At 47.3% G+C, this 24868-nt stretch carries 26 protein-coding genes and 1 other annotated feature; all 26 genes read right to left on the bottom strand.

Translation table 11 applies throughout. The features are described 5' to 3' along the window. Positions 1 to 72: 72 nt before the first annotated feature. Positions 73 to 1701, bottom strand: a complete 1629-nt coding sequence (locus D829_RS33580) for a LysM domain-containing protein (RefSeq protein ID WP_017692631.1) — start codon at positions 1699 to 1701, stop codon at positions 73 to 75. A 195-nt stretch (positions 1702 to 1896) separates the two neighbouring features. Next, on the bottom strand, positions 1897 to 2781 hold the full coding sequence (gene ilvE, locus D829_RS0130095; RefSeq protein ID WP_017692630.1) for a branched-chain-amino-acid transaminase: 885 nt from the start codon (positions 2779 to 2781) through the stop codon (positions 1897 to 1899). A gap of 148 nt (positions 2782 to 2929) precedes the next feature. Next, positions 2930 to 3802: a prephenate dehydratase gene (gene pheA, locus D829_RS0130090; RefSeq protein WP_017692629.1), complete on the bottom strand. Its 873-nt coding sequence runs from the start codon at positions 3800 to 3802 to the stop codon at positions 2930 to 2932. After that, the gene (gene thrB, locus D829_RS0130085; protein WP_017692628.1) at positions 3799 to 4767 is read right to left on the bottom strand and encodes a homoserine kinase; all 969 of its coding nucleotides are present in this window, start codon (positions 4765 to 4767) and stop codon (positions 3799 to 3801) included. Before thrB ends, pheA begins: the two co-directional genes overlap by 4 nt. Continuing rightward, positions 4764 to 5834 carry a threonine synthase gene (thrC, locus tag D829_RS0130080; protein WP_017692627.1) on the bottom strand — a complete coding sequence of 357 codons (1071 nt, stop codon included), beginning with the start codon at positions 5832 to 5834 and terminating at the stop codon, positions 4764 to 4766. The genes thrB and thrC overlap by 4 nt, the downstream gene beginning before the upstream one ends. Before the next feature lie 117 nt (positions 5835 to 5951). After that, on the bottom strand, positions 5952 to 7238 hold the full coding sequence (locus tag D829_RS0130075; RefSeq protein ID WP_017692626.1) for a homoserine dehydrogenase: 1287 nt from the start codon (positions 7236 to 7238) through the stop codon (positions 5952 to 5954). 58 nt (positions 7239 to 7296) lie between these two features. Beyond that, a complete protein-coding gene (locus D829_RS0130070) occupies positions 7297 to 7734 on the bottom strand; it encodes an ACT domain-containing protein (protein WP_017692625.1) in 438 nt (145 codons plus the stop codon). Positions 7735 to 7963: 229 nt separating this feature from the next. After that, positions 7964 to 9274, bottom strand: coding sequence for a GTPase ObgE (gene obgE, locus D829_RS0130065; protein WP_017692624.1), 1311 nt, complete (start codon positions 9272 to 9274; stop codon positions 7964 to 7966). Positions 9275 to 9291: 17 nt separating this feature from the next. Next, complete coding sequence (locus tag D829_RS0130060; RefSeq protein ID WP_017692623.1) at positions 9292 to 10089, bottom strand: Spo0B domain-containing protein; 798 nt, start codon at positions 10087 to 10089, stop codon at positions 9292 to 9294. Between the two features lie 90 nt (positions 10090 to 10179). After that, positions 10180 to 10491 carry a 50S ribosomal protein L27 gene (gene rpmA, locus D829_RS0130055; RefSeq protein WP_017692622.1) on the bottom strand — a complete coding sequence of 104 codons (312 nt, stop codon included), beginning with the start codon at positions 10489 to 10491 and terminating at the stop codon, positions 10180 to 10182. A 23-nt stretch (positions 10492 to 10514) separates the two neighbouring features. Then, on the bottom strand, positions 10515 to 10844 hold the full coding sequence (locus tag D829_RS0130050; protein WP_017692621.1) for a ribosomal-processing cysteine protease Prp: 330 nt from the start codon (positions 10842 to 10844) through the stop codon (positions 10515 to 10517). A 14-nt stretch (positions 10845 to 10858) separates the two neighbouring features. After that, positions 10859 to 11170 (bottom strand): 50S ribosomal protein L21, encoded by a 312-nt coding sequence (rplU, locus tag D829_RS0130045; protein ID WP_017692620.1) that lies wholly within the window; start codon positions 11168 to 11170, stop codon positions 10859 to 10861. Between the two features lie 14 nt (positions 11171 to 11184). Continuing rightward, positions 11185 to 11269: a sequence feature (ribosomal protein L21 leader region), on the bottom strand. A 56-nt stretch (positions 11270 to 11325) separates the two neighbouring features. Continuing rightward, positions 11326 to 12576 carry an Rne/Rng family ribonuclease gene (locus D829_RS32225; protein ID WP_017692619.1) on the bottom strand — a complete coding sequence of 417 codons (1251 nt, stop codon included), beginning with the start codon at positions 12574 to 12576 and terminating at the stop codon, positions 11326 to 11328. Positions 12577 to 12682: 106 nt separating this feature from the next. Continuing rightward, a complete protein-coding gene (locus tag D829_RS0130035; protein WP_017692618.1) occupies positions 12683 to 13543 on the bottom strand; it encodes a M50 family metallopeptidase in 861 nt (286 codons plus the stop codon). Beyond that, the gene (locus D829_RS0130030; protein WP_017692617.1) at positions 13536 to 14384 is read right to left on the bottom strand and encodes a M23 family metallopeptidase; all 849 of its coding nucleotides are present in this window, start codon (positions 14382 to 14384) and stop codon (positions 13536 to 13538) included. The genes D829_RS0130035 and D829_RS0130030 overlap by 8 nt, the downstream gene beginning before the upstream one ends. Before the next feature lie 149 nt (positions 14385 to 14533). Then, positions 14534 to 15328 (bottom strand): septum site-determining protein MinD, encoded by a 795-nt coding sequence (gene minD, locus D829_RS0130025; protein WP_017692616.1) that lies wholly within the window; start codon positions 15326 to 15328, stop codon positions 14534 to 14536. Positions 15329 to 15331: 3 nt separating this feature from the next. Further along, on the bottom strand, positions 15332 to 15994 hold the full coding sequence (minC, locus tag D829_RS0130020; protein WP_017692615.1) for a septum site-determining protein MinC: 663 nt from the start codon (positions 15992 to 15994) through the stop codon (positions 15332 to 15334). 74 nt (positions 15995 to 16068) lie between these two features. Further along, entirely contained in the window at positions 16069 to 16602 is a 534-nt protein-coding gene (gene mreD, locus D829_RS0130015; RefSeq protein ID WP_017692614.1) for a rod shape-determining protein MreD, read from the bottom strand. After that, positions 16602 to 17474 (bottom strand): rod shape-determining protein MreC, encoded by an 873-nt coding sequence (gene mreC, locus D829_RS0130010; protein WP_017692613.1) that lies wholly within the window; start codon positions 17472 to 17474, stop codon positions 16602 to 16604. Before mreC ends, mreD begins: the two co-directional genes overlap by 1 nt. 185 nt (positions 17475 to 17659) lie before the next feature. Beyond that, positions 17660 to 18694, bottom strand: coding sequence for a rod shape-determining protein (locus tag D829_RS0130005; RefSeq protein WP_017692612.1), 1035 nt, complete (start codon positions 18692 to 18694; stop codon positions 17660 to 17662). Between the two features lie 183 nt (positions 18695 to 18877). Next, complete coding sequence (gene radC / locus D829_RS0130000) at positions 18878 to 19567, bottom strand: DNA repair protein RadC (RefSeq protein ID WP_017692611.1); 690 nt, start codon at positions 19565 to 19567, stop codon at positions 18878 to 18880. Between the two features lie 37 nt (positions 19568 to 19604). After that, complete coding sequence (locus D829_RS0129995; protein WP_017692610.1) at positions 19605 to 20216, bottom strand: Maf family protein; 612 nt, start codon at positions 20214 to 20216, stop codon at positions 19605 to 19607. A gap of 94 nt (positions 20217 to 20310) precedes the next feature. Continuing rightward, positions 20311 to 20553 (bottom strand): DUF4321 domain-containing protein, encoded by a 243-nt coding sequence (locus tag D829_RS0129990; RefSeq protein WP_017692609.1) that lies wholly within the window; start codon positions 20551 to 20553, stop codon positions 20311 to 20313. Between the two features lie 145 nt (positions 20554 to 20698). Further along, entirely contained in the window at positions 20699 to 21922 is a 1224-nt protein-coding gene (locus D829_RS32220; protein WP_017692608.1) for an SPOR domain-containing protein, read from the bottom strand. Between the two features lie 117 nt (positions 21923 to 22039). Continuing rightward, a complete protein-coding gene (gene murC, locus D829_RS0129980) occupies positions 22040 to 23410 on the bottom strand; it encodes a UDP-N-acetylmuramate--L-alanine ligase (RefSeq protein WP_026081502.1) in 1371 nt (456 codons plus the stop codon). A 5-nt stretch (positions 23411 to 23415) separates the two neighbouring features. Continuing rightward, positions 23416 to 24792: a folylpolyglutamate synthase/dihydrofolate synthase family protein gene (locus tag D829_RS0129975; protein WP_026081501.1), complete on the bottom strand. Its 1377-nt coding sequence runs from the start codon at positions 24790 to 24792 to the stop codon at positions 23416 to 23418. Between the last annotated feature and the right edge of the window lie 76 nt (positions 24793 to 24868).

Below are 24868 nucleotides of genomic sequence, written 5' to 3'. Positions count from 1 at the left end.
CTCTCTATTACAGAGCTGGCTTCCCGCTTATATAACAGGTACCTCACTTATTCATCAATCGCAATCTCCAGGTTAGTTTTGTATCCATGGATTACGACGCTTTTTATCGGATTTCCGTTGGTTGGAAGTAGCTGCACCCTCTCTGGATGTTTTCCCGGACACGGATACCTTGGATTTATTCTTCAGAGGAGCCTTGGTTGTTCTGCGTTTTCCAGCTGCCGGCTTATTCCCTGCTTGCTTGGACTTCCCTTCCGAATCTGATCCAACCTCTTCAATTCCCACCTGACTTAAGTTAGCGTCTTCACGCCCCCCTTTTTTACCACCCTTGCCTTGCCCTTGAGGAGGATACATTTCACCAAATGCTCCAAGAGGGGACGGGGGAACCATGTTCTGAGTAGGGTACGGATTCTGATAAGCATACTCAATAGGCTGGTTTGGCATCGTTGATGTGGACATTTCAGGCGGCATACCGTACGAAGGACCGTACATATTCCAAGCCGGATCCTGATAACCATGAGAAGGATAAGTATACTGAGGCATATGTGTATGTGAGCCACATCCGCATGGAGGGTACGGAAGCATTGAGTATGGAGATATGAAAGGCGGCTGATGATTCATATGACTAGGTGCTGCATACGTTGGGAATGGACTATTCACTTCGCCAACTGGCGCAATCGGAAATGAGTTATTTTGCATTTCTGCGGACAGATTTGGCATGACGTTATTGTGGTTATAGCTCTGCTCCGCACCAATCCACGGGCTGTTAGTCATTTCACTGCCACTGTAAGGACTAACTTCCGAAATCCCTGGAAACGGCGCATTGTTACTCATTCCTGCCGTGTACATGTCTTGCTGAACACCATACACCTCTTGGACAGGAACCGGGATTTGAACATAAGGATGTTCCGCTGGCGCATGATGCAACTTGTTACCACAACCACAAGGCTTTTTCGTTGCTGGTGCAACCTCAGTTGGAGACTTTGTATTAGGCATTACAGGCAAAGGCATAATTTCAGGCGAAAGATTAGGCATTGTGTATTTCTTGGATTCTGCTACCGGTTTTACATAAACTTCGGGTTTAACCTCTTCTTTTTTGTGCGTTTCCTTTTCGGGCTTCACTTCAGGAAGCTCAGGCAACTGCGGCAGTACCTCCAGTTCAGGCTTCACATTCGGCTTTACCGGATTGGCTGGTGGTGGAGCAGGCACCGGGACCGGAACAGGAACCTCTGCTACCGGAGCAGGGGGAGTTGGCGTAACTGGAGCCGGTGGTTCCGGTTCTTTGACTCCCGTGTATTCCTTACCTTCAGGTGACAACTTTTCATGAGCAGCAATGTTGCCGGCACCCGAATTAGATGTGCTGTTTCCTTGTGCGTGCATAGATGGAATATAAACTATCTCCCCCACCAGCAGAGCATTCGGATTTTTCAACTGTGGATTGGCATTGATCATATCTTTTAAAGGAACTCCCCAGGCTTGTGCCAACTTCCATAACGAATCTCCTTGCTGCACCTTGTGACTGTGCAGCACGCCTTCCGGCTTCGGTGTTACTGGCTCTGCAGGGATTTTGACCTTCATGCCAATATCCAGCTTGTCGGGATTTGTGATTTGCGGATTAGCCGCGATCAATTTGTCCAGCGCTACATTGTATTTTTGGGACAGCAGATATAATGTGTCGCCTTTTTTCACCATGTGTATTTTCACAGGGAACTAACCTCCTAGACGTCATACTTGGGCAGTACATTCGCCCATACCGTTACTACATCCTATGCAGAAACCGGGCTAATGACATCAACTAAACAAAAAAAATCCTCCTGTCTCTAAAATCCCCATACACCAGGTATGCAGAATTTTATCGGACAAGGAGGATTCCTGTTCCCTATGCTATGCAATTCTAACTTAAGATTCCCACACTTTATATCCATCTTTGTCAACAATCTGACGGAATGCTTCCAGCAGTCTCAGCGTTACCGGACCTGCTACTCCCGTGCCAATTGTTCTTCCATCGACTTCATATGCAGCGATAACTTCTGCAGCTGTCCCGGTGAAAAAGACTTCGTCTGCGATATACACATCATGCAGGGTGAATGGCACTTCTTTTAATTCAAGCTCCAGTTCGCCACATAGATCGATAATCGCTTGACGTGTAATGCCTTCAAGTGCTCCGAGATAACAAGGCGGCGTGTACACTACACCATTTTTGATGATGAAGATGTTATCACTTGAACCCTCAGTTACGTAACCTTGGGAGTTCAGCATTATTGCTTCACCAGCACCTGAATAGTTAGACTGGATTTTAACCAGGATGTTATTCAGATAGTTCAACGATTTAATTTTTGGATTCAATGCGTCCGGAATGTTCCGGCGTTGGGATACAGACACGGCTTTCAATCCAGTAAGATAAGCTTCCTCCGGATAGATCGCCAATTGCTCCACGATGATGATTACGGATGCCTTAGGGCAACGTAATGGGTCCAACCCCAGATTACCAGGGCCGCGCGATACAATAAGACGAATATAACCATTACGCATATCATTGCGGCGCACCGTTTCAGCCATGACTTCCAGCATCTCATCAATGGACAGCGGGATGTTCAAACTGATGGATTTCGCCGAATCATACAAACGATCCAAGTGGGCCTTACATCTGAAAATGTTTCCGTTATAGATCCGAATACCTTCGAAAATCCCGTCTCCATACAAAAATCCATGATCATATACCGAAACGGTTGCGTTCTCCTTGGTCACATACTGACCATCCAAATAGATCCATTGTTCTGCCACCGATGACTGCACCTCCATAAAATATCCATTCCCTGTACTCCGAAACGTTATTAACCCGTCCATTGTACACCAAATGACAAGCCATTACTCGCTCATTCTACCCCGACTTATGACAACCTTCTAACATTTCCCAACACCATCAGGTCAATTATCTCGAAGGATATGTATAACAAGGATAGCTACCCAGAACGCGGACCTGACAATTCAATGCTTCAATCTCTGCCATGGCTGCGGTAAGCAATACCGAATCGACCGTTTCCACAACATCAATGTAGAAATAGTAACTGCCCAATCGTTTTTTCGTTGGACGAGATTCGAGACGGGTCAAGTTCAGCTTCCGCCATGCAAAAGCCGACAATACCTGATGCAACGCTCCCGGTGCATCTTCTGGCAACGTCACCAGCAAGCTGGTTTTTACATGATCCGGCTCACGTGGAATGTTCACAGGTTCATGGCCAATGAGTACAAAACGGGTGTAGTTGTTGTCATGATCTGTGACCCGTTCAGCCATAATGTCCAAGCCATGCTTCTGAGCAGCAAGCTTGGTACCAATCGCCACCCAGCCCTTACCCGGATTTTTTTTCACAATTTCTACAGCTTCGGCTGTACTGTTCACACCTTCAAGTTCTGCCCCAGGTGAATGTAGCCGAATAAAATTCTGACACTGCGGAATAGCCACAGGATGAGACATGATCTTGGTAATTCTACCGAAATCATACTCGCCGCTCTCCGTCATAAATTCCGAGCCATGTCCAATGACATTCTGGATGGATGGGTATACCCACTCTGCTTGCATCGGAATGTCTACTTCATTTACAAGCCAGTCCATATGAAGACTAACGGAACCCTCAATTGTATTTTCAATCGGAATGACACTGTATTGTGCAATCCCGCTATCCGTTGCTCGAAAAACATCCGAAATGAGCTTCGAGTGAAGCAAATCTAATGGTTCTCCGTTGAAAAGGAAATCAATTGCCTCATGAGAGACTGAGCCTTCAGGTAATACTGCAATTCGTTTCATGCATTAACTTCCCCTTTGATTCTGTCCAGAAAAGGACGTTCGTCTTGATCAGGCAGCACGGTTACACCGTCCAAATCCGGATCGAGCCACAGTGCAGAAGCAGATATGCCCTCCCGCTCCATAGTGTCCAGCAAATATTGTTCTAATCCCGATTTCCGGGTGTCATGACGATCTACCAAAGTCAATACGGTCGGTCCAGCTCCGCTCAGGGCAGCTCCCAACGCTCCATGGTCGACGGCATGTTCCAATATCTCAGCCATGCCTGGCACCAATGATGCCCGATATGGTTGGTGAATTCGATCTGACATCGCCTTCTGAATCATATCCAGTCGTCCACTCGCCAAAGCGGCAACGAGCAGTGAGGATCGGCTAATGTTATGCACCACATCAGACATGCCAAATTGCTCTGGAATTACATTCCTTGCTTTTGAAGTAGACAGCTGAAATTCAGGTACAATAACCAAAGCCTGCAGATCCTGGTGTGGTTCAATACGTATATGATCTACCTGTTGACCATTCCATGCAGCCGTAATAATACCGCCATACAGAGATGCTCCCACATTATCAGGATGCTTCTCGAGGGATGTGGCCATATCCAGAAGCTTCGCATCGGATAAAGGAGCACCAATTAATGCATTCGCTGCTGCCAATGCCCCAACGATGGCTGATGCACTACTCCCGAGCCCCCGCGTGAGCGGAATATCGGAATACATGGAAATCTCCAATTCAGGTACGGACACCCCAGCTTCATTGAATACCATCTGTGCCACTTCGTAAATCAAATTCGATTTGTCTGTAGGCAGGCCTGTCAAATGATTGCCGTGAAGATGAAATGTTGTCTGCTCGGCAGGTTTCATTTCCAACCAGGCATACAAAGACAATGCCATGCCCAGGGTATCAAACCCCGGACCGAGATTGGCTGTACTTGCAGGTATTTTTACGGTTACCTTTTCACGCAAACTCATACAGATTGCTGCTCCAGTTGTGCAATGGCCGCCATTACTGCCTCTTCCGTATCTTCAACAACAAGTGGCTCAGTCGCTACTGTTTTGATCGCAATGTTAGGATCTTTCAGGCCATTACCTGTCAGTACACAAACTACAGTCTCTCCGCCTTTAAAGTACCCTTCACTCTTCAGTTTGTATACACCGGCAAGGGAAGCCGCAGAAGCAGGTTCAGCAAAAATTCCTTCCCGAGAAGCAAGTGTACGATACGCTGCCAGGATTTGTTCATCCGTTACATAGTTAATCTGTCCACCAGATTCCTCAGCTGCAGCTACTGCCGTTTTCCAGCTCGCCGGATTACCGATTCGAATTGCTGTTGCTACTGTTTCAGGTTCAAGGATCGGCTCACCTTTGACAATGGCCATCGCACCTTCTGCTTCGAAACCAACCATACGTGGAAGCGTGTTGGATTTACCCGCCTCTTTATATTCCTTGAAACCTTTCCAATAAGCCGAGATATTACCCGCGTTACCGACTGGAATAGCCAGAACGTCAGGTGCTTCCCCAAGTTGTTCGATCACTTCAAACGCTGCTGTCTTCTGTCCTTCAATCCGGTAAGGGTTGACGGAGTTCACAAGCGTGATCGGATGTTTGGCTGTGATCTCACGCACAATCTCCAGTGCACGGTCAAAGTTACCATTAATCGCGATTACCTTAGCTCCATAGATCATGGCTTGGGCCAGTTTACCCAGTGCAATGTTGTTATTCGGGATCAGTACGATACAATTGAGGCCACCACGTGCGGCATAAGCCGCTGCGGCTGCTGACGTATTACCTGTAGATGCACACATGATCGTACGGCTGCCCTCTTCCAGTGCTTTGGCAACAGCCATGACCATACCCCGGTCTTTGAAAGAACCCGTAGGGTTCAAGCCTTCGTATTTGAAATAGAGGTTCAAACCAAGTTCCTCAGACAGATTCTCTGCATGAATCAACGGTGTGTTTCCTTCCTGAAGCGTAAGCAGGGGTGTATTTTCATTAACTGGAAGGTGCTCTCTGTACGTTTGCAAAAGTCCTTGATATCTCATTGTGGGTAAACTCCTTTATGTTTTAATAATCAGAAATGATGACCTGTTGAACCGGATATGATTAACTTGCACGTTATAACTGAAATAATTTTGAGATGCCGTATGGGATACGGATAATTATCCTTCGACCCGGTAGACACTCTTAATGCGGCGAATGACGCTGAGTGATTCAAAATGTTTTAACACTTTATCCATGCTTGCCTTACTTGCATTATGTGTAACGATAATGATCTCGGCATCCGGGTTGTGCTCATTCGGCTGTTGAACAACCGACGCCAGACTGACATCATATTCTGCGAAAATTTGTGTGATTTGTGCCAGTACACCGGCTTTGTCGTCAACATGTAGTAAAATAAAGTTTTTCGACACGATCTGCTCGTCGCTTTGTAGTCGCTTAATCTTATAAGGCACAATGGCTTTGAGACCGTTCACGCCAAGTTTAAGGTTTTTGGTAACCGCCACAATGTCAGCTACAACCGAAGTTGCCGTTGGGAGTTCTCCCGCACCCGCACCGTAGAACATCGTCTCACCTACAGCTTCACCGTGTACATATACTGCGTTGAACACACCGTTGACTGAAGCAATCGGGTGATTCTGTCTAACCATTGTCGGCTGAACGCTGATCGTGATCTCATCGCCAATACGGTCCGCAATACCAAGTAACTTCATCTCATAGCCCAGTCTTTTGGCATACATAATGTCTTCACGAGTTACGGAGGATATTCCTTTAACGGTTACATCCTTCAGCTCCACATTGGTGCGGAAACCGAGTGTACTCAAGATCGCCATTTTGCGAGCTGCGTCAAGTCCCTCCACATCGGAAGTTGGATCGGATTCGGCGTATCCCAGAGCCTGTGCTTCAGCCAGTACTTCTTCATAGGATGCACCTTCCTGACTCATTTTGGTCAGAATAAAGTTCGTTGTTCCGTTCACAATCCCCATAATGCGGGTAATCCGATCAGAAGAGAAACCTTCAATCAGCGTACGAATGATCGGAATCCCTCCAGCAACACTCGCCTCATAGAACACGTCACATTGTTTTTCCTGCGCCTTCGCCAATATCTCTGTACCATGCAGTGCCATGAGATCTTTGTTTGCTGTTACGATATGCTTCCCACGTTCCAACGCTTCAAGAATATACTCCTTCGTCTGATCAATGCCGCCCATGACTTCAACGATGACATCAATATCCGGATGACGAATGACTTCCCAAGGATCTTCCGTAAGCTTGGCACGGTCTACAGCAATAACACGTTCTTTCTCTGTATTTTTCACTGCGATCTTCTCGATGACAATCGGCGATCCAACCTGACTGCTCAGATCCTCCTGATTCCCTTCCACAATGCGAACGACTCCCGTTCCGACAGTTCCCAGACCCAACAATCCGACTTTTACTGGTTTCACTAACGATCTACCCCCTAATGTCTATTCTTGTCTGTCAGTCCTGTATGTTAAAGCCTAATTACCCTTGGCCTACAATACGCGTGCGTCTTACTCCAGGCATATCTTGCATTCGATCCAGCATTTCACCGATTTCGCCATGAAGATGTGTTGTTTCCACCGAAATGACAACATTGGCTCTTCCCTGAAGCGGGATACTCTGATTAATTGTGAGTACATTAGCTCCATAACCAGCTACATGTCCAAGCACACGAGACAAGATACCCGACTGATGCTCCAGATCAATGGAGATCGTTACAATTCTCTCGCGCTCAAGCTGGTTGATCAGATGAATTCCATCCTTGTACTTGTAAAAGGCACTCCGGCTTAATCCGACCTGTTCAACTGCCTCATGCACTGTTTTAACATCACCAGAAGCCAGTAGTTCTTTCACCTGCATAGTCTTCACCACTGCCTCTGGTAAAATATCTTCCCGTACTAAGTAATAGCGTTCGTTCACAGAACGTCCTCTCCTCAAAGACTCATGTATTCATATAGTGGACATTATATAGGATATATGACAAAAGGGCAATACATGACACGCCTATTTTTTGAAATACGTTCCTCACAGTATACGAGTTTATCCCTCTCCCATGTCAGGAAAAAACAAAAAAAACGCAGAGTTGCGGGTCAACTTCCCACTTCTCTGCGTTCCTATATCGATCTGTCTCTCCACGGAAGACGGCTACTTAATAGTAACTGCTGCCTTCCACGAATTCGAATTCAAAGTCTCCAATACGCACGATGGTGCCTTCTACAGCTCCGCGCTTACGCAACTCAGCGTCCACACCCATATAACGCAATGTCCGTGCGAGTTTCAGTATAGCTTCATGCGAGTTCAGTTGCATCCGTTTCATCATGCGGTCAATCTTGGCACTTTCGACAACGAACATTTCATTCTCACGCACAATTTTGAAACCATCGTCTTCTTTTTTGTCCAGACTGTATACTTTACGTTCAGATACATCTGCTACCTCTTCAACCACTCGCTCGTCTGGAACCTGATCCAACAGATCAGCGGCACGATACAGAAGTTCCTGAATCCCTTTCCGGGTCAAGGATGAAATTGGCATCACTTCAATATCAGGTTGAACTTCACGTACTTGCTGTAAAAATTGCTCCAGGTTCGCTTCAGAGTCTGGCATATCCATCTTGTTAGCTGCTACAACTTGCGTTCTCTCGGCGAGAAGCGGATTGTACAACTTCAATTCGTCATTGATTTTCTGCCAGTCTTCAAAAGGATCGCGCCCTTCCGAACCCGACATATCTACAACGTGAACAATAATGCGAGTACGCTCGACATGACGCAGGAACTCATGTCCCAGTCCGACTCCTTCATGCGCACCTTCAATCAGTCCAGGCAAATCGGCCATGACGAAACTTCGGCCTTCTCCTACACCGACTACACCCAGATTCGGTGTAATGGTTGTGAAATGGTATGCACCGATCTTTGGCTTGGCTGACGAAACGACAGAAAGCAATGTGGATTTACCGACACTCGGGAAACCAACCAAACCAACATCTGCCATAACTTTCAGTTCGAGTACAATGTAACGCTCTTGTCCCTCTTCACCGTTCTCAGCAAGTTCAGGGGCTGGGTTGTTCGGCGTGGCAAATCGGATGTTCCCCCGTCCGCCCCGACCACCACGTGCAATAACAACCTGTTGACCGTGACGTGTCATATCCGCCAGTACTTCTCCACTGTCTTCATCCAAAATGATAGTTCCTGGTGGAATGCGTACAATCATGTTCTCCGCGTTTGCACCATGCTGACTTTTATTACGTCCCTTCTCACCACGTGGGGCTTTGAAGTGACGCTGGTAACGGAAATCCATCAACGTACGCAAACCTTCATCCACGCGGAAAATGATGTCCGCTCCTCTGCCTCCATCGCCCCCGGCAGGTCCGCCGTTTGGTACATACTTCTCACGACGGTACGAAATAATTCCGTCCCCTCCGTCTCCGGCTTTCACATAAATCTTCGCTTTATCTACAAACATTGGTTAACCCCTTCTTCCTATATTCCACACGGCATTCTGAATTGTATAAACGTATCCTCAGACGGAAACTGCTCCGTTCTGACTTTTTTTCCTTTGAGTACGGCAGTAAGCTGCCGCAGTGTTTCCGGATCGGGTGTTTGATCCCCATCCAGTCGGACAACCACATCTCCATGATCCTGTCCGAAGTTCAAGGTCAGTTTGCGAACCTCTCCCCAAGAAGACCGGCCGCCGCCATATTGATAGGCCCTGATTGCATCCGCAATCGCCCCGGTAAGTGACTCGCCATCCTCGGGAGAGACCAGAGCACTAAGCTGCAACTCATCTTCTATTTCCACATGCAATTCCAGCGCGATTCCACTGGCGCGAAAAGACTGAAGATAAAATACGAGGGAAGGAATACCTAATCTGGAGATTCGGCTTTCTTCTGTAACCCGCTCTTTTATTCTTTCCACACATTGCAAGGATTTATCAAGTTTGCCCAGCCGAAGATATCCATATAACACCTGAAGGTCGTTCATCCAGTCGTGTCGATGATGATTTAATGAAGCAATTGCTGTCTTTTCCATGGATTGTATGATGGCTCTGCGTTCCGCCTCCGCCTGTTTCTTCATCGCATTCACAGAAATGAGCAATACTGCGACGGACCACAATGCGCACACGACGCTTGAGATCATCGCCGGATACAACATAACGAAAACCAAAGGAATCAGAAGTGAACATGCCGCAATCCACGGCACTCTTTTCCAGGATTTCATGGCTTCTCCCCGTTCTACAAAACTCGGTTGGTCTACACCCACCGTAACCAAGTATAACATGTCTTTTCTGCCAGTTCATTATCGAATAACCGTAGAATACAAAAAACCTTCGGCAAAAATGCCGAAGGCTCCTTAGGCGGAATGCCGATATTACGCTTCTACTGCTGCTGCTACAGGAGCAACATTAACAGGGTAGATGCTTACTTTTTTGCGATCGCGTCCCCAACGTTCGAATTTTACAACGCCGTCGATTTTCGCGAACAAAGTGTCATCTTTACCGATGCCAACGTTAGTTCCTGGGTGAATTTTCGTTCCGCGTTGGCGAACGAGAATGCTACCACCAGTTACAGTTTGACCATCAGCACGTTTAACACCCAGACGTTGAGCATTACTGTCACGTCCGTTCTTCGTGGAACCTACACCTTTTTTCGATGCGAATAACTGAAGATTTAATTTCAACATGATTGGTTGTCCTCCTTCTTTGCTTATTTGTATTGCTGTATTTTAATATACTTCCCGTATGACTCTGCAATATTAGAGAGCATAACCACCATGGATTCGAGTAACAATTGTACCTGGGACCAAGTTTCCCCTCTCTCTAACAAAGGTAAAGAACCACTTAAAAAGCCATTCTTCATCTTGGTATCCATTTCGACACCGGTCAATGTTTCAATCGAGTTCACCGCACCCACTGTAACAGCGGATACCCCGGCACATACGATGTCTTCTCCCCGCTTGGCAAAATTAGCATGCCCTTCGATGGAAAAACGTTCGATGTTCCCGTCCTCATCACGAAAGATTTGAACGATAATCACTTATCGCACCTTCTTTACGCTTTGATTGTTTCGATAGTTACTTTAGTGTACGGTTGACGGTGACCTTGCTTCACATGGTAGTTCTTTTTAGGTTTGTATTTGTATACGATAACCTTTTGTCCTTTGCCATGTTTCTCCACTTTAGCCGTTACAGTAGCTCCGGAAATCAATGGTGTACCTGCTGTCAAACCTTGATCGTTAGATACAGCCAGGACACGGTCGAACGTTACGCTTTCGCCATCGTTCGCAGTCAATTTCTCGATGAACAGAACATCGCCCTCTTGGACTTTGTACTGTTTGCCGCCTGTTTCAATAATTGCGTACATTTGCCTTGCACCTCCTCATGTCTCAGACTCGCCCGTTCTCAGGTGACAGTGTCCTTGCGGAACTGTTCTTATACCCGGCCAGTGCGGTTACAGCATGTGCAAGACCATTAGGCTAAACACATACTTGAATATTATATCACGCAATATTTCAAAAATCAATGTAAAGGTGAAATATATCTTTTTCCCGTACCATGACAGGAAGAACACGGCTCCACATAGGGCAACGTACTCTCTTCCCGCACTTTTTTGCGTGTCAGTTCAAGCAAGCCCAGCTTGGTCCAGCCCATCACAAACGCTTTGGTCCGATCCTTCTTGAGCTCGCCCTCCAAGGTCGCTGCCACTTCATGCCGATTTGAAGCTTCCTCCATATCAATGAAGTCGACAATAATCATGCCACCGATATCCCGCAAGCGCATCAGACGGGCAATCTCTACTGCAGCCTGCATGTTGGTCTCAGTCACAGTCTCTTCCAGACTGTCACCGCCAGCTCCCGTATATTTACCTGTGTTCACATCCACTACAGTCAGAGCTTCGGTATGATCAATGACAATGTATCCGCCTCCGGGCAACCACACTTTCCGGGCAAAATCCTTATTCAACTGTTCCTGCACACCATAGGCAGCAAAGATGGATTCTGTTCCCCGATACACCTGAACTTTGGGTTGATGACCAGGACTAATCTCTTCCAGCAATGCTTTTACCTCACGGGCTTGTCCTTCACTATCAGTGATGACTTCGTCACTCCCTGGCGTATACACATCTCTGATGATTCGCTGTACCATGCTATGATCCCGATGCAAGAGGCTTGGTGAAGGCAAACTGTCCGCTTTTTCACGAATCAGGTACCACTGCGCGCGTAATGTTTCCAAGTCCGACTTAATGGCTTCATGCTGCTCTTCTCCAGATACGGTTCGAATAATAAGTCCTTCTTCATCCCGCCTCAGTTGCTCCCCAAGTGCCTTAAGACGGGAACGATCCCCTTCACGGGCAATTTTCTTGGATACCGCTACGTAGTCAGCAACAGGCATGTAGACAAGCCAACGGCCCGGAAGTGAATAATGAGTCGTCACCCGGGCTCCCTTGCCTCCTACCGGTTCTTTCAGAACCTGAACAATGACTTCCTGACCCGGACGAAGCAACTCCGAGATGGAAGGCTTCACCTTGGGCTGTTTCTCCAGATGGGGATGCAACACATCGTCCACATAGAGAAACGCATTCTTTTTCTGACCAATATCCACAAAAGCAGCCTGCATACCTGGTAACACATTCACGACCCGTCCCTTGAAAAAGGAACCCAGCAGTCCACGCTCGCGTGTACGCTCTGCCGTAAATTCCACAGCTTTGCCTTCTTCCAGAAGCGCCATTTGCATGAGGTTATGTTCATTATGTACTATCATTTGTTTCATGGCTTCACCTCTAGAAGACAATTCAAATCATCCACATCCATTTCAGTATCTTTTCAATTCTCATTGTACATGTATTAACCCATTTCAGAACAGGTCCACCAGAACACTACAATTTATCACCATTTTGTTGAAAATAGGATCCGATAATCCGTTGCTCAGGCAATACGGCCATAATTCGACCCTGTCTGTTCATCACGTATACCATATGGTATCTTTCTCTCTTTAATAGACGCAAAATAGTGTCCAAAGGTTTCGCCGGAAATGAGATTATTGGCTGAGCCAAACTGCCAGTAGCTGCGTGACGAGCGAACGCACCCTCTCGATTCATCAGAAAACGAATAAAGCGATAGGGCACATTTCGGTAATCCGTTACGTTGGAATAGAACAAAAAAAGGCCGATTAACAGAATGTTGAGCGGTAGGCCGTAGTCTCCAGTAAACCATCGGCTGATAGCATATAAAATAACCCCTACGCTACACAGAATGCTAATTCTGTAAGTCCACATTAATGTTGTGTAGTAGGGTGCCCACAGACTGACAAGTGCCTGAACAATTTTACCTCCGTCCAGAGGAAGTACAGGCAGCAGATTAAATAGGGCAATGAGCAGGTTCCCCTGAATGATATAGTTGAGAAATACCGGATCGCCAAGATTGCCATACTGCAACAGCAAAACCACACCAACCATCAGCATGTTTTGTAATGGACCTGCCAGAGCAATCATGATTTCCCGGTAGGCCGTGATCGTACCTCCATCTTCGATAACCGCTACTCCTCCAAAAGGGAGCATCTGGATCGACAAGACACGATAGCCCAAAAGGGCCGCCGCCGCAGCATGTCCACATTCATGAATGAATACGATGGCAAACAACGTAATAAGCTCAATAAAATGTCCAGTCAGAAGGGAGGCCATCATAATAATTACAAAAAACGGATGAAACGTAATACGGACTCCCCACACCCTAATCAAGGGCAACAACTTCCGCCGGGTCTACGTACTCCTCCCCCTCTTTGACTGCAAAATAGAGCGTGACCGGTTGTTCACCACCCGTAGCCTTGAGACTCCCCACTGGATTCCCCGCTTCCACCCAATCATTCACGTTCACTTCACTTTCGTTCAGCCGACCGTATATTGCCGTCACATTGCCTGTATGCTGGATAACAACTGTGAATCCGCTTGCTGCATCTCCGATAACCTCCATGACACGCCCAGCATCAGAACTGGCGACCTGTATAAGTTCTGCACCTGCGGCATCCGGAACGATCTCAATTCCCTTCATGCTCAGCGCGAATGGCTGAACCACTGTGCCTGAGATCGGTTTGCCCAGTAACTGCCTTACTTTCAATCCGTTCACGGCATCCGTCGTATGTCCGAGGACCGGAAGAAACGAAGGCGTTCCTCCAAAATGCCGTTCATACCAAGCCGCTGCTAAGGCAAAATCCATATCTCGATGGAGTGCATCCGCAATTACTGTTTTGGGTGATGTCGTCCACGATGTATCCAACTGAAATAGACCCCATACTCCGCCAAATATCAAAGCGCTAATAACCGTCCGTTTGAGAAGTGACTTGAACAGGTTGAATCTCGAATGCCCCCCTGGAACGAAATGACCATTCTCTTTTTTCCACAACCATTCCGGATCTCTTTCCTGTATCCCCTCACTAGGCGTAAATGGTTTCGGGTGTATGATCTCATTCTTGTCCAACAGTGAACCTACTTTTTGCTCCTGTAAGACCTCCACAGTGGCACCATCCATCAGTCGCCGGATGCGTTCTTCTCGTCTCTGCTTGATTCTGAGTTTCGTGTTCATGGAATGTCCTCCCGCCGAGGCTTGTTTACTACATCCTATGAAGAGGTGCTTGATAATATGAACAAGCCTGCCCGCAGGTAACAAAAAAAGCCGGGCTATAAGCCACGGCTGTCATGTAATCAGATAATGAATAAGTCCATTTAAATGAATTAACCCATTCCGAGGAACTTTTTGAAACGAGTGAAAGCGCCCTTTTTCTGCTCCAACTGCATTAATGGGACCGTATCTCCCAGAATGCGTCGTGCAATGTTGCGATACGCAATCGCCGCAAGTGAATCCGGATTCATGACCGTAGGTTCTCCTGAATTGGCCGCTTTGATGACCAGTTCATCATCAGGCACGATGCCAATCAGGTCAATATTAAGTACTTGTAAAATACCATCGATATCTAACATGTCACCCGATTTAACCATATTATTGCGAATTCGATTCACCACCAGCTTTGGTGATTGAATGTGCGAACTCTCCAGCAGGCCGATGACACGATCCGCATCACGTACTGCAGCATTTTCCGGTGTAGTGACCACGATGGCCTGATCTGCTCCTGCTACCGCATTTTTGAAACCCTGCTCTATACCGGCTGGGCAATCAATAATGACGTACTCAAAATCTTTTTTCAATTCAAGGATAATATCCTTGACCTGTTCTGGCGACACTGAGTTTTTGTCTCTCGTCTGCGCCGCAGGCAGCATATATAATTCTTCGAAACGCTTGTCTTTGACCAAAGCCTGATTCAGACGGCAGCGTCCGTCCGCAACGTCGCACAGATCGTAAATAATACGGTTTTCGAGTCCCATCACGACATCCAAATTACGAAGGCCGATATCGGTATCTACCAGACAAACCTTTTTGCCAAGCAGCGCCAGCGCTGTCCCGATGTTTGCCGAGGTGGTTGTTTTACCCACGCCGCCTTTACCCGAAGTGATCACGATCGCCTCTCCCATGAGCTACACTCCTTTAAACACATTAAAATCTCGGCGTAACCGAACGATATTGCTCATTTTGTCTATCTGCATCTGATTGTCCTGTAAGTAAGCAAATTCCATTCCGGTCTCTCGGCTCTCCCATTCATCGGGAGGACGACTGATGATATCCGCAATCCGTAGCTGCGTCGGTGCAAATACCGAAGCGGCAATGATTGCTTCCTCGTCCCCGCCAATTCCGGCATGAGCCATACCTCTGAGTGAACCCAACACATATATATCTCCGGTACACGTCACCGTGCCCCCCGGATTGATATCCCCAAGAAACAGGAGATTTCCTTCATGATGAAGCACCTGACCTGAACGCACCATACCACACATGGTTACAATCGGCGGTGGTCCTTTAACCTCCGGTTGGAGTGCAGGTGAGTCGATGGATCGAATAAGCAAATTCCCTTTTTGCTTCAATATATCGAGGATTGCTTCTTTCTGGTCCTCTGTCACTTCGCGGGCACCCAACTTGATATCCACATGAACAATCGGTCCGGTCAAAATATTTTGATGGCTGTGTTCCAGCTTATAGCGGAGCTCATAGAGCAATTCCTCGAATTCACATTGATCGTCCAACAGGAAAACCAGGCCGTCTCGGATGCCTTTAATCGTTACGTGATTCGATTTTACCGTCATAAGCCTGTCCCTCCCATCTCATTACATTTCGTGCCCGGGGCCCCAAGTTCCTGCTTTGCGCTCCATAAATGTATTTAGGAAGCTTCTTCTGTCTTGCTCCGTCTCTTTCCGATCCGCTCCAGTTGTTTCCGAAGGGGGACATAAATGATCAAGGCAAACACAAAATGAATGAACAAATTAGGAATCATGTATTCAATCAACGCCCAGTCAAAGGTCACGTGGTTAAGTTGGAAGAGCTTGTACAGGAAAAATAGCATGGTGTCATTAAGCAGACTTCCCAAAATGACAACCGATACCATAACCGGCAGTGGTGCACGTGGTGCTTGAAAAATGAGTCCCATCATATATGCCGATAATCCCATCGAGAATCCATAAGGTCCAATCATCTCGCCGTAGAATACAACGTCATGCAATAGTCCAAAAAATATACCAAGCACTAATGCCGTGTGACGATGATGATATACAGCGATAAACAAAATTACGATATAGACCAGATTGGCAGAAATACGCATGTGCCAGCCAGAAGGGATGAGCAGCGGCAAAATTGTGCCTTCCGCAATGAAAACAAAGAATAGCAACAGGAACAAGACTTGCTTGCGTGTAACCATTATTCTTTTACCTCAGGCGGGATAATGACAATCAGCTCTTTCCAGTCAAGGAAGCTTGCATATGGATCAATTGTAGCTGTTTTTGTTAAACCATACTCACTTTTCTCGACACTTTTCACTTCACCAATCCGCATGTACTTCGGAAAGTTATTGATGATTCCGGAGGAAATGATCTCATCACCCTTTTGGATGTTTGAATCCTCTGAGATTTTGGTCATCTTGAGCATGCCCGTCTTCGGATCATAACTCTCAATCATACCAAACACTTTATCTTTACCTACTGCCGTTGCTGCAATTGCATTGGATGTCGGATCATTGGCGTCCATGGACGTTAACAGATTAACCGTTGATGTATATGAGCTGACATGACTGATCACACCGACCAGCCCTTCCTGGGAGGTAACGGCCATCCCCGGCTTGATTCCCGCATTTTCACCGATATCAATGTTAATGGTTCTGCTATTTGGATCCGAATTGGCACTGATAACCTGAGCAATTCGTGAACCGTAATTATAGCGATTCTTCTGTTCTTCTGTGAAATTGAGCGCTTTCTGAAGTTGCTCATTCACTTGCTCCATATCATTGTACTTCAGCCGATCTCGGGTATAGTGACCCATCGCGATGCGGAGCTCTTCATTCTCTTCATATACCGTACGCATGTTCGCTACATCTTTGAAAAAGCCCGCTACATAGGAAGCGGGCTTGTAAAATACGTATTGTACAAATCCAACTGAATCCTTCAGGAATTTCTCCGGCCAGGATAGAGTGGTTCGCGGACTGAGCGTAAAGCCCATTAACGCGATAAATGTAACAAGGCCCACCAGCAAAACAAAAAGTCTTTTGTTGCCTAGCAGTTTAAACAGTTCGAACACCCTCTAACATCCATATTCTCTTCCGAGCCATGCCCGGCGGGGAGACTGTCAGACCTGTAGTCCCTGCGAGAATATCAGCTGATCCTCCCCTGTTAAGCGGGTAATAGCTCATCCCCGGGGTTAACCGGGTCCTCTATAAAGATATCTTGCCACTTGGTCGCTATGCCAAGTTAGGCAAATACCAATTAACGTTTGGAACGAACTGCCGAACTGCTTCTGCTTTTGAACAAATGAATATTCTCTAGCGCTTTACCTGTTCCGATTGCTACACAATCCAGCGGGTTCTCAGCCACAATGACAGGCATTCCTGTTTCACCAGCGAGAAGCTTGTCCAGGTTGCGAAGCAACGCCCCACCACCTGTAAGAACAATACCCCGATCCATGATATCGGCAGCAAGTTCAGGCGGGCATTTTTCCAGTGTTACTTTTACCGCTTCAACAATTGCATTCACGGTATCAGCCAGCGCTTCACTGATCTCGTCCGAAGTAATCGTAATTGTCTTCGGCAGACCTGTTACAAGGTCACGTCCACGAATTTCCATCGTTTCTACTTGTTCCAATGGCATAGCTGATCCGATGTCCATCTTCAATTGCTCCGATGTACGCTCACCGATCATGAGATTGTATTGGCGTTTGATATACTGGATAACGGATTCATCCATCTCGTCACCTGCTACACGAACCGAACGGCTCGTTACAATACCACCAAGAGAGATAACAGCCACTTCCGTTGTACCGCCACCAATATCGACAACCATACTACCCGTTGGTTCCCATACAGGCAGATCTGCACCGATTGCAGCAGCAAAAGGCTCTTCAATTGTATAGGCTTCACGTGCTCCAGCCTGTTTGGTTGCATCTTCAACCGCACGTTGTTCTACTGCCGTGATCCCGGATGGTACACATACCATCACGTTTGGATGACGCTGGAACATAGAGCGTTGTTTCTGCGCCTCACGGATGAAATATTTGATCATCGTTGCCGTTGTATCGAAATCGGCAATAACGCCATCTTTCATTGGACGGATGGCACGAATGTTACCTGGTGTACGTCCAATCATTTTTTTGGCGGCTTCACCTACTGCCTCGATGCTATTTGTATCTGTCCGTATAGCGACAACCGAAGGTTCTCGCACCACAATTCCTTTTCCTCGTACATATACCAACGTATTTGCTGTCCCCAAGTCAATACCCAAATCTTTCGTAAAACCACCAAACATAACATAATCTCCTTTTCTGCCTCATATAGCCGCTCCATTCTGATCCAGAGCGTAATAATTTTATTCCCACGCAATACGTGGAGCTAATATTCGCATTTGTTTTTTTGCATTTGTAAAGTGAACCTATCTTTTACGGACAACGCCGTTAACATTCATAGGAAAACATCAACGCCAACCATTATATTATACTAAGCCCTTCTCCTTCAAACTTACGTACGTTCCATCTCCGATAATAATATGATCAAGCACGTCAATGCCAACAATAGCGCCTGCTTCAATCAGTCTCTTGGTTATTTGGATATCCTCCGGACTGGGCGTAGGATCACCACTCGGATGGTTGTGTGCGCACACAATCGATGCGCTGCTACATTTGATGGCAGCCCGGAACACTTCACGTGGATGTACAATCGAAGCGTTAAGGCTGCCCATGGAGAGTGTTTCCTGGGCAATAATATGATTTTTGCTATTAAGAAAGAGACACACAAAATGCTCTTTCTGCAAGTAACGCAATTGTTCGGTCAGGATATCAGCAGCATCACGCGGTGTACGAATTGAAGTCGACTGTGTGAGTCTGCTCTTGGCAATCCGATGACCCAGCTCAATGCCAGCTTTCAATTGCACAGCCTTGGCATTGCCGATCCCTTTCATCGCGGTCAGTTCTTCCAGACTCAAATCCATCAACGAGCGAATGCCACCCGTTTCGGCCAGAATCCGCTGTGCCATATGCACCGCGGACTCCTGTCTTGTACCTGTTCGAAGTAAAATTGCCAGCAATTCAGCATGGCTTAAGGCGCCCGCCCCGTATTCCATCATGCGTTCTCTCGGGCGTTCTTCCTGGGGGATGTCGCGCATCATGTATTGAGGCGACTCCATATGTTCCCTCTTTTCATTTCACAACATTTGGCTTCATTCATGTTCGTGGCAACACATGTACGCCGAACCCGTCCAACATATCACTTAGCAAAGATAGCGGCAAGCCAACCACATTAAAATAACATCCTTCAATGCGGTCGATCAGTGAAGCACCAATGCCCTGAATGGCATATGATCCTGCCTTGTCTGAAGGCTCACCTGTCTGCACATAAGCACGGATGGTCGCATCCGAAAGTTCTTTCATCGTTACATCGGTCTGGCGGTAATGAACTAACGACTGTCCATTGCCCGCATCAATACAAGCGACGCCCGTAAACACCCGATGTACGCGGCCCTGCAGCCGGGATAACATACGTTCAGCATCCGCTTCGTCTAAGGGTTTGCCTAGAATCTCACCATCCAGAACAACAACGGTGTCACTACCAACAATAATGGCTTCCTGCTCGCGGCCTTCAAGCCCGCAATACACGGCAAGCGCCTTGCGCAAAGCAAGCTCCTGTACCGTCTGTTCAGGTGTCCACTCTAGTGGTGTATCTTCATTGGCATGACTTGGTATTACATCAAACGCTAGGTGGAGTGATGCGATCAGTTCTTTGCGCCGAGGCGATGTGGAGGCCAGAATAATAGGGCGCTGTTGTGTGTTATCCAAAATGAACGGCTCCTTATGCCACGGCAACATCCTGTCCGGATCACGATAATAGATGTCACTGGTTTAATTTTTTTCGTCATAACTCGTCATTCTCCTACAGTCTGCGATACAGCCACACAGCGGCAATCATACCGATCAGACTCAGAAGGCTCATTTGAAATTGAAGTGAAATATCATAACTGATAATATTCAGATCAGCCTGCGGCGACCAACGTATGGTCGTGGCTTTCGTAAGAAAGGCTACTGCCTTTACAGGCTGCAGTGCCTTGGCGATCCACGCTCCGGCCATCCAGCCGAGCAGCAGAAACAGCAATAACATGCCGAAGTTTTTTTTCATCGGTAATCTTCCCTCGCCATTTTTTGACACCCACATTATTATACGGGGTTTTGTACGTCAATACAAACACAAATCCGGCAAGGGGAACTATTTCCAGTTCCTTGCCGGATGGGTATTTCCAAGCGTTGTTATGGGAAAGAGCATGTTACTGCTTAATCGCTTCGAGCCATTTTTTCTGCTGCAGTACATATTCCATCAGATCGGACTGCACGGACCACATGTGCACATCATCCGGGTTTTTGTTGTACTCCGCGATAGCCGTAATTGCATTGTTCATTGATTTCTCCATTCCACCAATAATAGGTTGTACATCTGCGGTCAGGCCAGGTGTAAGACTATTCAATCCCGTCAGCCATGACTGGTGCTTATTTTGAATCGCGGTCATCGTTTCTGTAGAGACTGCTGCCGGAGCAGACTGTCCCAGCTGCTGAATGGACAAGGTAGATAATTGTTCAACCAGTGCAGAACTGTTTGTGAAGAAAAGCTGCACATCCTCTTGCTTGCCACCGAATATAGCCGGATTGATCTCAGGGTTCACGATCTCCTTGACGTACAGTTCAACTCCCTGGGCTTTTAGCCTGGAGCTAAGCAGCTTGGCCTCTTCACGATCAGCCGAAATGCCTGCATATACTCGATTGCCATCTTCAGGATCAGAACCTGCGGCTATACCTGCCTGAGCCAGCTCAAGCTTCGCCTGCTCAGCTCGTTCAGGAGAACTGAACACGCCGTATTGAAGTGCATAATACGTGCTGCCAGTCGCCACTGTCTGAACCTGCTGTTCTGTACCTGCAGCCCCCTCCTGACCCGTCACAGTTGAAACTGCCTGATTGGCGGGAAGAAGATCGCTTGGCTTGACGGCTCCTTCTTTATTAAAAAATGAAAGAATAACCATGCCGAAAAGCGCTCCAGTAACAAGTGCCCCAGTGACAGAACCAATCATTTTCCATCCCCTTGGAGGGCGATTGCGTTTATAGGAATAGTTCTCCGAATCTGCAAGCCAGTCGTGGCCTTGATCATCATGTGTATTGGACAGATCGCGACGCTCTTCCTCCGGATCATCTGTGTGATTATGATAACCGTAACCGGACCGGCTCCCAAGATAATGGACCTCATCGAGGCTCGAATCTTGGCTCACCCGTTGGTCAGGTTCAGGTACAGTAGAGCTTGTCAGCACCGTTTCTCCCCAGTCTCCGGAGATATCCTCTGGCGTCCAGGCTGGAGTTGTATCCGTACGCTTAGGCGTTAATGTTTGATTGTGTGATAATTCTTCACTCAATGTTACCAATGGACTGGACGCGGATATCCCCTTATTTTCAGGCTTGTCCGACTCATGATCCCCGAAGCGAAACGTCATTCTAGCATTGCTCACCCGTACCCTCTCCTTTGTCTCATTTATATCAGCTATATGCGGAGACAGAAGAAGATATTCCATATAAACGCAAAAACCGCCTGCTTCATATCGAAGACAGGCGGTTTCTGAATTGATTTATTTCAAACCTTTGGCAAGTGTATCGCCGACTTTCCAAATATCACCTGCACCCATGGTAATCACAAGATCTCCTGGCTGCAGACGATGCTGTAGATCAGCCACAACTTCCTCTTTCGTAGGGAGGTAACGTGCAGAAGCATTACTGTTTTGAACGATCAGTTCAACCAGTCTGGCTGAGGTTACCCCTTCGATCTGTTTTTCGCCCGCAGGGGAATAGATATCGGTAATAAGTACCTCATCCGCTTCCGCGAAAGCACGGCTGAACGCATCCAGCAGGAAGAACGTCCGTGTATAACGCTGTGGCTGGAATACCGCAATAATACGTTTGCCCGTTGCTTTGGCTGCACTAATGGTAGCTTCAATCTCAGTCGGGTGATGAGCATAATCATCGATGATGAGCATATCATTCGCCTCGCCCAATACCTGGAATCTACGTTTGGCTCCGTGGAACTGGATGATGGCTGCCACAATCTTCTCAAATGAAATGCCTGCTTCCAGACAGGTAATCACGGTAGCCATCGCGTTATAAACGTTATGCTTACCCGGAACCGATAATTCCACCGTGCCCATAGCAGCACCCTGATGATTCATCGTAAATGAGATACGGCGATCACCGAGTACAATATCCGTTGCCGTATAATCCGCAGCACGATCAATACCATAGGTTGTAATCCGTGACTTGAGTTCTGGCAGAATCGCTTGAACATTCTCGTCGTCAGAACACACAATGGCTGTTCCTTCCGGGCGAATCTGGCTCAGGAACTGCACATAAGCCCTTTTGAGTTCTTCAAAATCACTGTTGTAATTCTCCAGATGATCTGCCTCAATATTGGTTACAATACCGAGCCATGGATGGTACTGCAAAAATGAACCATCGCTCTCGTCCGCCTCAGCGACAACCCAGTCTCCCTGACCTGCCTTCGCGTTGGTGCCCACATTCATGATTTCTCCGCCAATGATATATGTCGGGTCCGTATCACATTTATCCATAACAAGTGCAATCATGGATGAGGTGGTTGTTTTACCGTGAGCTCCAGCAACAGCCACACCTTTACGTTCGTTCAACAAACGTGCAAGCATCTGGGAACGATGCAGAATCGGAATGTTCAGCTCTGCAGCTGCTACCCGTTCCACATTATCAGCAGGCGCTGCCGTAGAGTAGACAACCAGATCTGCTCCAGTGACGTGCTCTGCCGTATGTCCGATATATATTTTCGCTCCCTTGGCTGCCAACTTCTCGGTCAACTCCTGTGAAGCGACATCCGATCCGGTAACGGTGTATCCCATTTCCAGCATAACTCTTGCGATGGCACTCATGCCATATCCGCCAATCCCTATAAAATGAACGTGTTCCGATGTATTTAACAAAACTTTCACCAACCTTTTTCAGAATCGGTTTGATGCAAAAGGGCTGCCCGCACATCCGCAATCAGGTACAGTGTGCCGGAGACCACCCCCAGATCTTCCGCTTCCGTCCGTGACTTCAATAGATCAAGTGCCTTTGCCCATTCGGGCTCGACGATGATTTCCAGTTCCTGCTTCGCAATGGCGGGACGTACCCGTTCGACAATCTGCAGCAATTCGGCTGCATCCATTTTGCGTCGGAAATCTGGCTCGGTCAGGATCAGCGTATCCACTAGTGGCAGTATATGCTGCAAATACGCTTCGTGATGCTTATTTGCCAACATACCCATCATCAAAATTAACTTGTTGTGCGGATAGACATCTATAATGCTCTTGGCCAGTGACTCTGCCCCTTCCGGATTATGTGCTCCATCGAGCACAATTCGGGGTTCATCGACGACTTTTTCGAATCTTCCTGCCCAGAAAGCATTCTCCAGTCCAAGTGCAATATCGTTATCATCCAGCATAAATGCCATGTATTGTCTAAGCAATTCTAGCACCATAAGTGCGGCTGCTGCATTGTCACATTGATATGAGCCCTGCATGCGTATGCGAACGTCCAGATCACGAAACGGGCCTGTAAAATGAAAAGATTGTCCGTTCTCATTGCTGTCCAGTCTATGATAAGAGAATTGATCTCCAGCCAAATACACGCTTGATTGAAGCTGCTGTGCTTTCTCCTGAATCACCTTCACAGCTTCGGGTTGAGTCGCGCAAGTCACAACGGGTACTCCCGGCTTGATAATACCTGCCTTTTCTCCAGCAATCTGCTCAATCGTATCTCCAAGCACATCCGTATGATCCATACCAATGTTGGTGATGACGGACACAACAGGTGCGACAATATTCGTTACGTCCATCCTTCCCCCTAGCCCCGTCTCCCATACCACAACGTCAGGGTAGCACTCCTCTGCATAGTACAGAAGCGCGAGAGCCGTGGACACCTCAAACATCGTGGGTGATCCAAGCGGAGTGGAGGCCATTTCCATGACTAGTGGATGTAATCGGTTCGAGAGCTTAAGCAGGATTTCTTCAGGAATATCCTCACCGTTGTATTGAAAACGGTTTGTAAACTTGGTGATATAAGGCGACGTAAAGGTACCCACATCATATCCAGCCTGAAGAAGCACTGACGTCAAAAAAGCGCAAGTCGAACCTTTGCCGTTCGTTCCCGCGACATGAATAAATTTGAGACGTTGGTGTGGGTTGCCTAACATGGACATCAGACTCTCGATTCGTTCCAATCCAGGTCGGATGCCAAAAGGAATAAGGCCATTGATCCAGTCCACGGCCTCGTTATACGTAAGTAAAGGAGCTGCTGCATCTGTACCGTCTAATTCCGTCATCTGATTCACCTTCGGTCCCGAGTTTGAGTGAAAAAAGCGGCCGGATGGCATAATGGCTCTCCATCCGACCCAAATA

It is taken from the genome of Paenibacillus sp. PAMC 26794 (assembly GCF_000316035.1).
Classification (GTDB): domain Bacteria; phylum Bacillota; class Bacilli; order Paenibacillales; family Paenibacillaceae; genus Paenibacillus.
The sequence above is the reverse complement of the archived record's forward strand: the minus strand, read 5'-3'. Positions and strand labels throughout refer to the sequence as shown.